This window comes from Vibrio sp. 10N.247.311.14, from assembly GCF_041467715.1.
Classification (GTDB): Bacteria; Pseudomonadota; Gammaproteobacteria; order Enterobacterales; family Vibrionaceae; genus Vibrio; species Vibrio crassostreae_C.
In genome coordinates, this window is record NZ_JBFSVE010000032.1 from 1 (window position 1) to 13,658 (window position 13,658).

A 13,658-nucleotide genomic window follows, 5' to 3' on the forward strand; every position below is an offset into this window, starting at 1 on the left:
ATGTAAACTGACCAAATTGATTGGTAATCAAGTTTTCATTTTATAATGTACATTGTGCCTCCCACACTGGTGTTTGCCCGGGTATATGATGGATATGTGAGCCTTAAAACCGAATAACAGAGGTGGTTTTCCGTGACATTACAGCTCAAAACCGATTTCAACGACGGTCTAGACTGAAGGCGAACCTCAACATTGAAGCCTTCATCACTTATGTCCGTGGTACACGTACATAAGTGATTATCTGAATGAGCGATCCAGAAAAACTCTATCTAATAGATCTTTTGATGTTAATTTAATAAATTGAGAGGAATTTAAGTTTTCATTTTACAGTGTACATTACATTCAAATTACAGAGGTGGTTTTCCGTGGCATTATTGTTCAAAACCGAATTAGTCGGCGGGCTTGACCGTTGCAAAGTTGATAAAGAGCATTAACTTAAATGTATTTATTTAAATTAAATGATAAAGATGCTGCTCGCTAAACACAAACAAGCTGAGCGTCATTTGAAGAAGCAATTTCAATATCGACTGACACACAAACTCTATTACGCCCGAGTATGGGGTTCAGTAGAAGAAGCAGAAGGTTTGATTGACCTCCCTCTTATTTGCGATTGGCCAAACCGGCCGAAGCAAAAAGTGTGTTTCGAGGATGGTAAATCATCACAGACTCGTTATGTGGTAGAACAGCAAGAACTCCAAACGACTTTACTTAAGTTACTGCCAATTACCGGGCGTTCTCACCAATTGAGAGTGCATTGCATGGAAATAGGCGCACCGATTGTGGGCGATGAGTTTTACGCAACATCAGAAGCATTTGAATACAGTGATAGGTTGGCTTTGCATGCGTGTGAGCTGAGCTTTTATCATCCAGCGAATAATCAATTGTTTAAAGCCTTTGTTCCCTGTGACTTTTATCCTCAAGCATCCCCACAAATCGAACAGCACTTTGAAATTGCGCTTGAGCTTCCAGACTACAGTAAGCTAAAAGCTTAGAATGGACTGATTCATAGATCTAACCAAGGAAGAAGAATGCCAACGCTGAATGTTGTGTTTCTCGATAGAGCGACTATCCCATCTCAAATTCATTTAAAGCCTCTGAGCTTTGAGCATGAATGGGTAGAGTATGATTTCACAGCTCCTGAGCAAGTATCAGAGCGAGTTGAAGAAGCTGATGTGGTGATCACTAACAAGGTAGTGCTCAATGAGTCGAATCTCGCTGGTGCGAAAAAACTCAAGTTGATCGCGGTTTCAGCGACCGGTGTCAATAATGTCGATGTGGAATACTGCAAATCTAAAAACATTGCAGTGACAAACGTGCAAGGCTATGCGATTCAATCGGTTCCTGAACATGTCATCGCAATGCTGTTTGCACTTAAACGAAACCTTGTTGGTTATCATAAAGACATTGAGGCGGGCGAGTGGCAAAAGGACAAGCAGTTCTGCTTCTTTACTCATCCGATTCAAGATGTGGCTGGCAGCACACTGGGGTTGATGGGGAGTGGCAGCTTAGGTCAAGCCACCGCAATGTTAGCCAAAGCGCTTGGTATGAAGGTGATGTTTGCCGAGCGAAAAGGAGCAGAGTCTTGTCGAGAAGGGTATCTACCTTTTGATACGGTATTGAAGCAAGCGGATGCGATCAGTCTACATTGCCCATTGACTGATGCGACCCAAAATCTGATTTCAGAGCGAGAGCTCACAATGATGAAATCGAGCGCGGTATTAATTAATGCCGGGCGCGGAGGTCTAGTAGATGAACAAGCCCTAGTTGAGGCTTTGAAAAAACATGAGATTGCAGGCGCAGGTATGGATGTGTTTACACAAGAGCCAGCCGACAACTCAAATCCACTATTGGCTAATAGCCACTTACCGAACTTATTACTCACTCCACATGTGGCGTGGGGCAGCGACAGCTCGATTCAAAAACTGTCTGATATCTTAATGGATAATATTGAAGGCTTTATTGCGGGTCGCCCGCAAAACATAGTGAATTGACTCTAAAGCTATGTAGCATGAATTAAAACAAAAAAGGTTGGCCTGTAGGCCAACCTTTTTAGATTGTGTGTCGATTAAATGACTTAACCTTGCGGTTTAACCACCAATACATTGATTGGTGAGTTCTGTACCACTTTGCTTGCAACAGAACCAAGCACAACTTTGTCGATTTTCGAACGCTTATGGCTAGGCATCACGATAAGGTCAGCGCCCAGTTTTTCTGCGTAATCTAGAATCGTTGTGTAAGTCTTGCCTTCGGCAACGTGAACTTTATACACCACTTCATCGTCAATGTGCTTGTCAGCAAACTCTTTCAGCTGATTTTTAACATCAAGCTTCATTTGGTTCGCTGCATCTTTCGGGAAGTAAGACGCCACCATCGACATGTGAATGCCTGGTAGTACGTTCAGAATGTGGATTTCAGCATTGCTGTGTTTTGCGTGCCATACCGCCAGTTCGACTGCCTTATCAGAAAAGCCTTTGTCGTTAAGATCAACGGGAACAAGGATTTGTCTATACATGTATTCGTCTCTTTTTGAGCAGCGCTTAGTACATACCAAACGCTGTAATTATCTTTTCCATGTAGTAAAAAAGCCAAATAGAGTAGAGCGCTACTTGGCTCTATCCATTACGCGCTAATCTCATCCTTACGAGCACGCCTTCTTTGGTTCATCGCTAAACCAATCAAAATCAGTAGGGCAGGTAAGAATACCCACTCTTTCATTGGTCGATCTGCATCTTGGATAACGGATTTGATTTCCCAATCGAAATCAATACCAGCCGCTTCTGCTGGGCTACCGAACTCAACCATATCAACAATCATCTTGCCTTCTGATTCAGTCAGCATTAGACCCATAGAGGCAATACGATCTTCACTTGAGGTCGCAGAATCTTCAAACGGCAGGCGAACTGTCTTTTCAGAATAGTCACCTTCTAAGTTTTCGCCACCCACTCTAAGTTCAAGTGATTGTCCCACATCCAGCTTTTCCGTGATTTGAGCAATCTCAACTCCAGGTGAAAGAACTTTCTCTGGGTAAATCATGTCCCACCAGAAGCCAGGGCGGAAGAAAGTGAAGGTTAATGCAATAAGCAGCACCGTTTCCCACCACTTGTTCTTCGTGAACCACCAACCTTGTGTTGCAGCTGCGAAGATAAGTACCGCAGTCACAGATGAGAAAATCGTTAGTGCTAAGTGCCACCAAGAATCAATGCCCATCAGTAGTAGTTGAGTATTGAAGATGAACATGAAAGGTAGAATTGCGGTACGGATATCATAGGTAAAACCTTGAATACCAGTGCGAATTGGGTCTGATTTCGCAATCGCGGCGGCAGCAAAGGCTGCCAAACCTACTGGAGGTGTATCATCCGCAAGAATACCGAAGTAGAACACAAACAAGTGAACCGCAATCAATGGAATGATTAGGCCGTGTGCTGCGCCCAGGGTAACAATGACCGGAGCCATCAAGGTTGAAACAACAATGTAGTTCGCTGTGGTTGGTAAGCCCATACCTAAGATTAAGCTGATTACCGCGGTAAACAACAGCATAAGAATGATGCTACCGCCTGAGATAAATTCAACGAAATCGGTCATAACAAGGCCGATACCGGTCAGAGTTACTACACCTACAACGGTACCAGCAGCCGCTGTCGCTACGCCGATACCGATCATGTTACGTGCGCCTGAAACCAAGCTCTCTGCGAGGTCAACGAAGCCCGCTTTGGTTTGTTCTGCAAGATCGTTCGATTTGTTCATCAGAGTCATCAAAGGACGCTGAGTGATCAAAATGAAGATCATGAAAACTGTTGCCCAAAATGCAGATAGACCCGGAGAGAAGCGCTCAACGGTTAGACACCATACTAGTACGACAATCGGTAGTAAGAAGTGAAGACCTGATTTAATCGTTGGGCCAGGGTCTGGAACCTCAGTAAGCTCAGCATCGATTTCCATGCCGCCTTCAGCGGCGTATTTTGCTGATACGCGAACGAGGGCAACATAAGCGATCAATAGCGCTACTGTTACGATTGGTGTTGCAGCATCGCCAAAGACATCTTTTGTCCAACCTACACCGTAATAAACCGCAGCGCTAATCACACATAGCCCAAGAATGGTACCCGTGAAGGAAAGTAGGCTTTGTACAAGTGTCGGTGTGTGACGGCGAGGTAAGCCAGTCATACCTGCTTTACATGCTTCTAGATGAACAATGTAAATCAGAGCGATGTAAGAGATCAGAGCGGGCAGTAGCGCGGCTTTGATTACTTCTACATACGAGATGCCCACATACTCAACCATCAAGAATGCCGCAGCACCCATGATAGGTGGTGTAAGCTGACCGTTGGTTGAAGCTGCTACTTCTACTGCACCTGCTTTTGTGCCCGGGAAACCAACACGCTTCATTAGCGGGATAGTAAAGGTACCTGTGGTAACAACGTTTGCAATCGAAGAACCTGATACCAGACCAGATAAACCAGACGCCACAACGGCTGCTTTCGCTGGGCCGCCTTTCATGTGACCAAGCAGAGAGAATGCAACCTTGATGAAGTAAGCACCAGCACCCGCGCGCTCTAGCATTGCACCAAACAGTACAAACAAGAATACGAATGACGTTGATACGCCAAGCGCTACACCGAATACCCCCTCAGTTGTTAGCCACAGGTGCGACATTGCCTTGTTCAGGCTCGCACCTTTGTGGGCAATAACGTCTGGCATGTGAGGGCCACCAAAGGTGTAAAGTAGGAATACTGCCGCCACAACCATAAGAGGTGGACCTAAAGCGCGTCGTGTTGCTTCAAGCAGTAGAACCATACCGAACACCGCTGCAACAATATCAAATGTTGTGGGAGCACCAGAACGACCGGCAAGTTCAGTGTAGAAAATATAGATATAAGAAGCTGAAAAACTACCTACAAGCGCTAATACCCAGTCGACTGCCGGGATATGGTCCCGCGGCGAGTTCTTCATAGCTGGATAAGCGGTAAATGCTAGGAAAATAGCAAAGGTAAGGTGAATTGCTCGAGCTTCGGTATCGTTTAAAATTCCGAAGTTAAAAATGAACGGCAGCGGAGATGCATACCAAAGTTGGAACAGTGACCAACATAGAGGCACAAACCATAAAATACGGCCTTGGATACCGCGAGGGCTACGCGCACCAGTGTCTGATTGTGCCACCATTTCTTGCACATCTGGAGACGGTGATGTTGTCTGCGTCATGTACTTTATCCTTATTATTGATGGTCTGCCTTTCTTACGAACAACGAGACGTTATTTCTTTCCTATCTAGTGTAGTGAATGGATAGGGAAATGCGTTTTTTGCTCGTCTTTGTCTTAGGCTTGATACGAAGGTAAGTCCGCCAAATTGGAGAAACTTAAAGGGCTGTTCTTTTCACTTAAATTATTTTTATAAAACGTGAAAAGCCAATAAGGAGGGCTAGCCTCCTTATTGGTGTAGTAGGCTTAAAGTAGAGTTACTTTAGAAGGCCCACTTCTTTGTAGTATTTTGCTGCGCCTGGGTGAAGAGGGATAGAGATACCCGCTTTAACCATGTCTTCTTTTTTCAGGTTAGCAAATGCTGGGTGTAGGCGTTTGAAAGTGTCAAAGTTTTCAAATACTGCCTTAGCAACGTTGTATGCAACTTCTTCAGAAACGTCTGAAGTTGTTACCATAGTAGCTGCAACACCGAAGCTGTTTACGTCAGCGTCAGTACCACGGTACATACCAGCAGGAACTGTGCTGTAAGCGTAGTATGGGTTTTCAGCTACGATCTTGTCGATCTGTGGACCTGTTGCTGAAACCAGTTTTGCATCACAAGACGTTGTTGCTTCTTTGATTGATCCGTTCGGGTGACCAACCATGTAGATGAATGCATCAATTTTGTTATCACAAAGTGCTTGTGAACGCTCAGAACCTTTAAGTTCAGAAGCAAGCTTGAAGCTGTCGTTAGTCCAGCCCATAGCGTCCATTACAACACCCATCGTTGCACGGTCACCAGAACCTGGGTTACCAATGTTTACACGCTTACCTGCTAGGTCAGACACATTGTTGATGCCAGCATCAGTACGAGCGATGATGTTGAACGGTTCTGTATGTAGAGAGAACATCGCGCGAAGTTTCTTGTATTCGCCCTGATCTTTGAACTTACTTGTACCGTTGTAGCCGTGGTATTGCCAGTCCGATTGAACAACACCGAAATCTAGTTCACCAGCACGGATGGTGTTAACGTTGTAGATTGAACCACCAGTAGACTCTACAGAACAACGAATGTTGTGGTCTTTGCGGCCCTTGTTCACTAGCTTACAAATCGCACCACCAGTTGGGTAGTAAACACCCGTAACTGAACCAGTACCAATCGTGATGAACTCTTGAGCGTTAACAGCGCCAGCGCCCATTACAGCAGCTGCAATAGCACCAACTTTAATAAGTTTGGTAAATGCCATGAATTTCCCTTCCTTTATTCATTATTAACCCTGAAACAAGTGTAGTTGCTTCAGGAGTTTCCTATTTGGAAACGGCACCTTTTTCAATCCATGTGATGAAAAAGTGGCTGAATAATATCAAAAATTGGCAGAAAATTACTCGAATGTTAAAAGGTATAGCTAAAAAATCTAACAAATGATGTCTTGATCTCGTGTTTGATTTGCTACTGAGTTTTTTAAAATCAATGGTTTAGTGTGATTTTGGAAGGGAGGTATGGATATTCTAGGATGTGATTTGGATCACGAAGCGAATAGATGCTCGTGATCCATTAATAAGGCTGATAGTTATGAAACAGAGATCAATTATCCAGCGTATTCAAACAGTTCGCACACTGAATCAAACAGTTGCTTAGTGGTAACCGATAACGTTGGAGTAATGAAGATAGTGTCATCACCTGCGACTACGCCCAGTATACCTTCCGACTTACCTAGTGAGTCTAATAAACGAGCAATCAGCTGCGCCGCACCAGGACCTGTGTGTATCACCACCAATGCATTGTTGTGGTCAATATCTAGTACTAATTCTCTTAGAGAGCTAGAAACGGTCGGAACACCTAGCTCAGCAGGAAGACAGTAAACCATCTCCATTTTTGCGTTACGAGTTCGAACGGCACCAAACTTGGTTAACATACGCGAGACTTTAGACTGGTTGATGCTTTCAAAACCTTCGTGTTTTAGGGCATCCACAATTTCGCCTTGTGAGCCAAAACGTTCTTCTTTTAGTAAGGCTTTAAATGCACGAACTAAGTTGTCTTGCTTTTCTGTATTGCGCATATGTCATTCTTATTCATTAACAAAGATGTTTGCATATTCTCGCATACATATTCAATTTTAGCCAAAACATCCCTGTAATTTGTTAGTCATATCACTGTAAATATTTAATAGAATAATGTGTTATTTGCGACGACTTATTTTGTTATTTCAGTCGATTATCGCCATAATGCGAACTTGCTGTGTAGCACGGTTTTATTGACTTGCGCGAAGTCGCAAAGCTAGCGTTAATTGATTGTAATCACTTTGTGATTAATATAGTTTTTTAACTTAGATTTAGCTCAAGAATTACCCTACAAAGAATCTATAAGAGAAAGCTCTCAAGGAGAATAACAATGAAAGTAGCTGTTATTGGTGCCGCTGGTGGCATCGGTCAAGCCCTAGCCCTACTACTTAAGAACCGCCTACCTGCTGGTTCAGATCTTGCACTTTACGACATCGCTCCGGTAACACCGGGTGTTGCTGCCGATCTTAGCCATATCCCAACGCCTGTTTCGATCAAAGGTTACGCGGGTGAAGATCCAACACCAGCACTCGAAGGTGCGGATGTTGTACTTATTTCAGCGGGTGTTGCTCGTAAGCCTGGTATGGATCGTGCGGATCTTTTCAATGTGAATGCTGGCATTGTTAAGTCTCTTGCAGAGAAAATCGCAGTTACTTGTCCTACTGCTTGTGTTGGTATCATCACGAACCCCGTAAACACAACAGTGCCAATCGCGGCTGAAGTACTGAAGAAAGCGGGCGTTTACGACAAGCGTCGTCTATTTGGTATTACGACTCTTGATGTGATTCGTTCTGAAACGTTCGTTGCTGAACTTAAAGACAAAGATCCAGGCGACATTCGTGTTCCTGTTATCGGTGGCCACTCAGGCGTAACGATTCTTCCTCTACTTTCTCAAGTTGAAGGCGTAGAGTTCACTGACGAAGAAATCGCAGCACTAACGACTCGTATCCAAAATGCAGGTACAGAAGTAGTAGAAGCGAAGGCTGGCGGCGGCAGTGCGACACTGTCTATGGGTCAAGCGGCTTGTCGTTTCGGTCTTGCTCTAGTGAAAGCGCTTCAAGGTGAAGAGAACGTGATTGAATGTGCATACGTTGAAGGTGAAGGCGAACACGCTCCATTCTTCGCACAGCCAGTTAAACTAGGCAAAGAGGGCGCTGAAGCGATCCTTAGCTACGGTGAGCTGAGTGACTTCGAACGTAACGCTTTAGATAGCATGCTTGAGACGCTAAATGGTGACATCGAGATTGGTGTTGAATTCGCTAAATAAGCGAAACGCTATTTAACTCAGACTTAAGCTAATTAATAAGGGCCGGTCATTATGATCGGCTTTTTTGATCCTGAAGTTCAAGCTACTCGTATTTAGCTTTACAATTAATGTGAAGGTAAATGTTATGGCTACTGTTCAGAAGGGTATGAATGTCGAATATTTGGGGCACTTAGGAAAAGTATTGGTAATTGATGAGCAAGAGCAGTACGCGCTAGTAGAGACTTACAACGGGCATGAGCAGTACGCGGTGCCAATGGAAGAGCTTGAAGAGATTGAAGCACAACTGCCGTTATCATTAGAAGCCAGTCGATATTGAATTTGGCTCACCTACAAATATTTGTTGAAAACCAAAAAAAAGAGCCCTGAGGCTCTTTTTGTTATTTATATAGAAGCTAGAAGCTAGAAGCGAGTTGTCTATTAACCTGCTTACTTACTGCGTTTAACAGCTAAGTGTGCGAGCGTGGTTAGCGCTTGCTTATATTCTGAGTCAGGAAGTACAGAAAGCTCAGCGATGGCTTTATCGGCCTCTTCGTAGGCTTTATTTGTTGTGTACTCTAAAGAGCCTGTCTCTTTCATTACAGCCATAATATCGTCAAGACGTTCCATGCCGTTCGCTTTCTCAATCGCTTCACGAATCATGCTTGCTTGTTCAGGAGAGCCATTATGCATTGCGTAAAGTAGAGGCAGTGTTGGTTTGCCTTCGGCTAGATCGTCACCAACGTTTTTACCCATCTCTTTACCATCTGCAGTGTAATCCATCACATCGTCAATCAGTTGGAAAGCGGTGCCTAGGTATTTACCATAGTTCTGCATTGCTGTTTCGATCTCTGGTGATGACTCAGTAAGAATCGCACCGATTTGGGTCGCAGCTTCGAACAAACGAGCAGTCTTAGAGTAGATCACCTGCATGTAGCTTTCTTCTGTGGTGTCTGGGTTATTGCAGTTCATTAATTGTTGAACTTCACCCTCGGCAATCACGTTTACCGCTTCACTCATTAGCTCAAGGATCTTTAAAGATCCTAGCGTTGTCATCATTTGGAATGAGCGTGTGTAGATAAAGTCACCCACCAAAACGCTAGCGGCATTACCAAAAGCGGCATTGGCCGTCGCTTTACCGCGTCTCATGTCTGATTCATCGACAACATCGTCGTGAAGCAGGGTTGCGGTGTGAATAAACTCGATAAAGGCTGCAGAGGTGATATGAGCTTCACCTTGATAACCAAGTGCGCGAGCAGATAAAAGAGCAAGCAAAGGGCGTAGGCGTTTGCCACCACCGCTAACGATATAAAAACCAAGCTGGTTGATTAAACTTACGTCAGAATTAAGTTGGGCTTGAATTGTTTCATTCACTTTTGCCATATCATTGGCAGTAAGCGTTTGGATAGCTTTAAAATCCATTGTTCATCCGGCTGAAGTTAGACCCTGTAAGGCTTATACGTTGTATTTAATTGTTGAATAATACACTAAAAAACGTTGATTAATACATCGCTAAAGGGCATGATTGCCGCACTTTTCTTTGGCGAACAGGTTTTCGCCAATTTTTTAAAAATATGGCTTGTCATAGCGCCATGATTCCCGTAGAATCTGCGCCCTATTGATTAGTTTAGCGCACACCCGAGTTGTACAATTAACAACCATAGGCTGTGCGGAAAAAGCGGAGTAAAATATGTACGCTGTTTTCCAATCTGGTGGCAAACAACACCGAGTAAGCGAAGGTCAAACACTTCGTTTAGAGAAATTAGACGTTGAAACTGGTGCAACTGTTGAATTTGATAAAGTTCTTCTTGTTGCTAACGGCGAAGAAATCGCTGTTGGTGCACCTCTTGTTGAAGGTGGCAAGGTTACTGCAGAAGTAGTACAACACGGTCGTGGCGATAAAGTAAAAATCGTTAAGTTCCGTCGTCGTAAGCACTCGCGTAAGCAAGCTGGTCACCGTCAGTGGTTCACTGAAGTGAAAATCACTGGCATTAACGCTTAAGTATTAGGAGAGTTTAACAATGGCACATAAAAAAGCTGGCGGTTCTACTAATAACGGCCGCGATTCAGAAAGCAAACGTCTTGGTGTTAAGCGTTTTGGTGGTGAATCTGTTCTTGCAGGTAACATCATCGTTCGTCAACGTGGTACTAAGTTCCACGCTGGCACAAACGTTGGCATCGGTAAAGACCACACTCTTTTCGCTCTTACTGAAGGTAAAGTGAAATTTGCTGTTAAAGGTCCTAAAAACCGTAAGTTTGTAAGCATCGAAGCTGAGTAATTTAATCTTTAACTAGATTATTTTATTAGCTTTCAAGCTGAATTCAAAAGCCCTGCCGATTCGGCAGGGTTTTTTATTTATAGCAAGAATAAAAAAGCAGACGCTCTTGTTTTGGTTTTGAGAAGCCGTTTTATTTTTTGATAAACAGATTAGTTTTTAAGAAATAAGAAGCAAAGAACCTCTCCTTATTTGTTCCTTGGTTGCAGGTCGGCCTAGATCTTAGGTGATCGATCTAAACACGGATCTGCTAGAATTTATATCACTCCTTGATGAGTGGTAACGCAACGTAAGTGCGGAGTTAAAAAATGAAATTCGTTGATGAAGCGGTAGTAAAAATAGAAGCCGGTGATGGCGGTAATGGTACAGTTAGCTTTTGGCGCGAAAAATTCGTCGCTAAAGGTGGTCCTGATGGCGGCGACGGTGGTGACGGCGGTGATGTTTACATCCAAGCGGATGAGAACTTAAACACACTGATCGATTACCGTTTCCAACGTTTTTACAATGCAGAGCGTGGCGAGAATGGTCGCGGCGGTAACTGTACTGGTAAACGTGGTAAAGACATTACGCTGAAAGTACCAGTTGGTACGCGTGCAGTTGATATCCACACCAACGAAATCGTTGCTGAAGTTGCTGAACACGGCAAGAAAGTAATGGTTGGTAAAGGTGGTTGGCACGGTCTTGGTAACACGCGTTTTAAATCGTCTGTTAACCGCGCTCCTCGTCAAAAGACAATGGGTACTAAAGGCGAAGTTCGTGAACTGCGTTTAGAGCTTCTTCTATTAGCTGACGTTGGTATGCTTGGCCTACCAAACGCAGGTAAATCTACTTTTATTCGTTCAGTATCTGCTGCGAAACCAAAAGTGGCTGATTACCCGTTCACTACTTTGATCCCAAGCTTGGGTGTGGTAAGTGTTGTCCCTGAAAAGAGCTTCGTTGTTGCCGATATCCCAGGACTAATCGAAGGCGCAGCTGATGGCGCTGGCCTTGGTATCCGATTCCTTAAGCACCTTGAGCGTTGTCGTGTTCTGCTGCATATGATCGACATTATGCCGATCGATCAATCTGATCCTATTCAGAATGCACTAACGATCATCGATGAGCTTGAGCAATACAGTGAAAAAGTTTCACAAAAACCTCGCTGGTTAGTGTTCAATAAAGTTGACCTAATGCCAGAAGACGAAGCAGACGAAAAGATTCAAGAAATCATCGATGCTTTGGGCTGGGAAGGCGAGTACTTCAAGATCTCTGCTGTGAATAAAATCGGCACCAAAGATCTTTGCTTCAAACTAGGTGAGTTTATGGAAAACCTACCTCGTGAAGTTGTAGAAGTTGAAGAAGAAGAAAAAGTAGACTTTATGTGGGATGACTACCATAAAGATGCGATGAGCGGTAAGAATGTCGTTACTGAAGATGACGACGATTGGGACGATTGGGATGACGAAGAGGATGACGGCCATGTTATCTATGTTCGTGACTAATCCTCTTAGTTTCTCATAACGCATCGGTCGCTTCTTACAAGTACACTGATAGTTTTATTAAACCGCAATGAAAATTGCGGTTTTTTTGTATCTAAATCATGACGTCTTACTGTTTTTTATGCAAAATTTATCTTTAGATAATTAACGCCTATGGGAAGGAAATCATGGCATCAAAGCAAAGAGCGATCTCAAGACTCGTCGCTCAATCAGGACAAATGTTATTGGCGCACGGGGCAGAGAGCACACTGGTCGGCGATATCATGCGTCGCATCGGTATTGCTTGTGGGGTGAATGAGGTTGAAGTCGCACTGTCAGCCAATGCGCTTGTTGTAACTACCGTAATGGATGATCACTGTATTACCACTACTCGAAGTTGTGCTGATCGTGGCATTAACATGCAGGTTATCACCGACATTCAACGCATTTGCATCATGATGGAGAAGGGAATTCTCGATTATGATTTGGCGTATAAAAAGATTCAAAACATCAGCCCCGAGCGCTACAACCGTTGGTTAGTGGTTGTGATGATAGGGTTGTCGTGCGCCTCTTTTAGCCACCTTGCGGGCGGAGACTGGCAAGTCTTCATGATGACTTTTATTGCTTCAGCTTGCGGTATGATCGTCAGGCAAGAGATTGGGCACCGCCATTTCAATCCGCTATTAAACTTTGCTATCACAGCATTCGTTACCACGACCATTTCAGCTCAAGCCGTACTTTACAATATTGGCGGCCAACCCACGATCGTGATGGCTTCATCTGTATTAATGTTAGTACCTGGTTTTCCTCTGATTAACTCCGTCGCTGATATGCTTAAAGGCCATATTAATATGGGGTTAGCGCGCTTTACCATGGCCAGCTTATTAACCCTGGCGACGAGCTTGGGCATTGTCGCGGCGATGAGTCTATCAGATGTTTGGGGGTGGGCAAGCTAATGAGTATTTTCGAACTGTTTTTAGGTCTGCTCAACGATATGTTTTTCGCCGCTATTCCTGCGGTTGGGTTTGCATTGGTGTTTAACGTTCCGCAACGTGCTTTAATTTATTGTGCACTCGGTGGTTCTATCGGTCATGGTAGCCGGTATCTGATGATGCACTTTGGTATTCCAATCGAATGGGCGACGTTCTTCGCCGCAACCGTGGTTGGTATGATAGGGGTTCATTGGTCACATAAACTGTTAGCACATCCGAAGGTGTTTACGGTTGCAGCTCTAATTCCTATGGTGCCAGGTGTGTTCGCCTTCAAGGCGATGATTGCGATGGTGGAGATTAACAGGGCAGGCTACACGCCTGAGTTGTTGGCAATGTTGATGGAGAACTTTTTAAAATCGATGTTCATTATCGCAGGGTTGGCGGTTGGCTTAGCTGTGCCAGGGCTGTTATTCTATCGCCGTAGACCTATCGTTTAGCGTTAATTTTCTTTTTA

The 13,658-nt window shown here is 44.1% G+C and carries 13 protein-coding genes and 1 pseudogene; 9 read left to right on the top strand and 5 right to left on the bottom strand.

Translation table 11 applies throughout. The features are described from left to right. Window positions 1-467: 467 nt before the first annotated feature. Window positions 468-992 (top strand): annotated as a pseudogene (locus tag AB6F11_RS12965) (pseudouridine synthase); the annotation flags it as partial. A gap of 36 nt (window positions 993-1,028) precedes the next feature. Then, entirely contained in the window at window positions 1,029-1,991 is a 963-nt protein-coding gene (locus tag AB6F11_RS12970; RefSeq protein WP_102393676.1) for a D-2-hydroxyacid dehydrogenase, read from the top strand. 83 nt (window positions 1,992-2,074) lie between these two features. Here AB6F11_RS12970 and AB6F11_RS12975 read toward each other — a convergent pair whose 3' ends face one another. The 4 genes from AB6F11_RS12975 to argR all read right to left on the bottom strand — a co-directional run bounded on the left by AB6F11_RS12975 (window position 2,075) and on the right by argR (window position 7,235). After that, window positions 2,075-2,512 (bottom strand): universal stress protein, encoded by a 438-nt coding sequence (locus tag AB6F11_RS12975; protein WP_010434405.1) that lies wholly within the window; start codon window positions 2,510-2,512, stop codon window positions 2,075-2,077. Window positions 2,513-2,619: 107 nt separating this feature from the next. Further along, window positions 2,620-5,199 (bottom strand): TRAP transporter permease, encoded by a 2,580-nt coding sequence (locus tag AB6F11_RS12980; protein ID WP_102393675.1) that lies wholly within the window; start codon window positions 5,197-5,199, stop codon window positions 2,620-2,622. 254 nt (window positions 5,200-5,453) lie between these two features. Beyond that, window positions 5,454-6,422 (bottom strand): TAXI family TRAP transporter solute-binding subunit, encoded by a 969-nt coding sequence (locus AB6F11_RS12985; protein ID WP_017061374.1) that lies wholly within the window; start codon window positions 6,420-6,422, stop codon window positions 5,454-5,456. Window positions 6,423-6,764: 342 nt separating this feature from the next. Further along, complete coding sequence (gene argR / locus AB6F11_RS12990; protein ID WP_004740827.1) at window positions 6,765-7,235, bottom strand: transcriptional regulator ArgR; 471 nt, start codon at window positions 7,233-7,235, stop codon at window positions 6,765-6,767. A 332-nt stretch (window positions 7,236-7,567) separates the two neighbouring features. On the opposite strand from argR, the gene mdh reads away from it, so the two are divergent. Together mdh and AB6F11_RS13000 are read left to right on the top strand one after the other, a co-directional pair. Then, the gene (gene mdh, locus AB6F11_RS12995) at window positions 7,568-8,503 is read left to right on the top strand and encodes a malate dehydrogenase (RefSeq protein WP_009847834.1); all 936 of its coding nucleotides are present in this window, start codon (window positions 7,568-7,570) and stop codon (window positions 8,501-8,503) included. A 124-nt stretch (window positions 8,504-8,627) separates the two neighbouring features. Then, a complete protein-coding gene (locus tag AB6F11_RS13000) occupies window positions 8,628-8,819 on the top strand; it encodes a hypothetical protein (RefSeq protein ID WP_017061375.1) in 192 nt (63 codons plus the stop codon). A 110-nt stretch (window positions 8,820-8,929) separates the two neighbouring features. Here the strand turns inward: AB6F11_RS13000 and ispB are convergent, their stop codons facing one another. After that, the gene (gene ispB / locus AB6F11_RS13005; RefSeq protein ID WP_017061376.1) at window positions 8,930-9,901 is read right to left on the bottom strand and encodes an octaprenyl diphosphate synthase; all 972 of its coding nucleotides are present in this window, start codon (window positions 9,899-9,901) and stop codon (window positions 8,930-8,932) included. 268 nt (window positions 9,902-10,169) lie between these two features. Between ispB and rplU the strand changes: the two genes are divergently transcribed. From rplU to AB6F11_RS13030, 5 genes are all read left to right on the top strand, one after another. Further along, window positions 10,170-10,481, top strand: a complete 312-nt coding sequence (gene rplU, locus AB6F11_RS13010; RefSeq protein ID WP_004740823.1) for a 50S ribosomal protein L21 — start codon at window positions 10,170-10,172, stop codon at window positions 10,479-10,481. 19 nt (window positions 10,482-10,500) lie between these two features. After that, window positions 10,501-10,758 (top strand): 50S ribosomal protein L27, encoded by a 258-nt coding sequence (gene rpmA / locus AB6F11_RS13015; RefSeq protein ID WP_004735905.1) that lies wholly within the window; start codon window positions 10,501-10,503, stop codon window positions 10,756-10,758. Window positions 10,759-11,063: 305 nt separating this feature from the next. Next, window positions 11,064-12,236 carry an Obg family GTPase CgtA gene (gene cgtA / locus AB6F11_RS13020; RefSeq protein ID WP_017061377.1) on the top strand — a complete coding sequence of 391 codons (1,173 nt, stop codon included), beginning with the start codon at window positions 11,064-11,066 and terminating at the stop codon, window positions 12,234-12,236. 164 nt (window positions 12,237-12,400) lie between these two features. Further along, window positions 12,401-13,168 (top strand): threonine/serine exporter ThrE family protein, encoded by a 768-nt coding sequence (locus AB6F11_RS13025; RefSeq protein ID WP_017061378.1) that lies wholly within the window; start codon window positions 12,401-12,403, stop codon window positions 13,166-13,168. After that, entirely contained in the window at window positions 13,168-13,641 is a 474-nt protein-coding gene (locus AB6F11_RS13030; protein ID WP_017062945.1) for a threonine/serine exporter family protein, read from the top strand. The genes AB6F11_RS13025 and AB6F11_RS13030 overlap by 1 nt, the downstream gene beginning before the upstream one ends. Window positions 13,642-13,658: the final 17 nt, after the last annotated feature.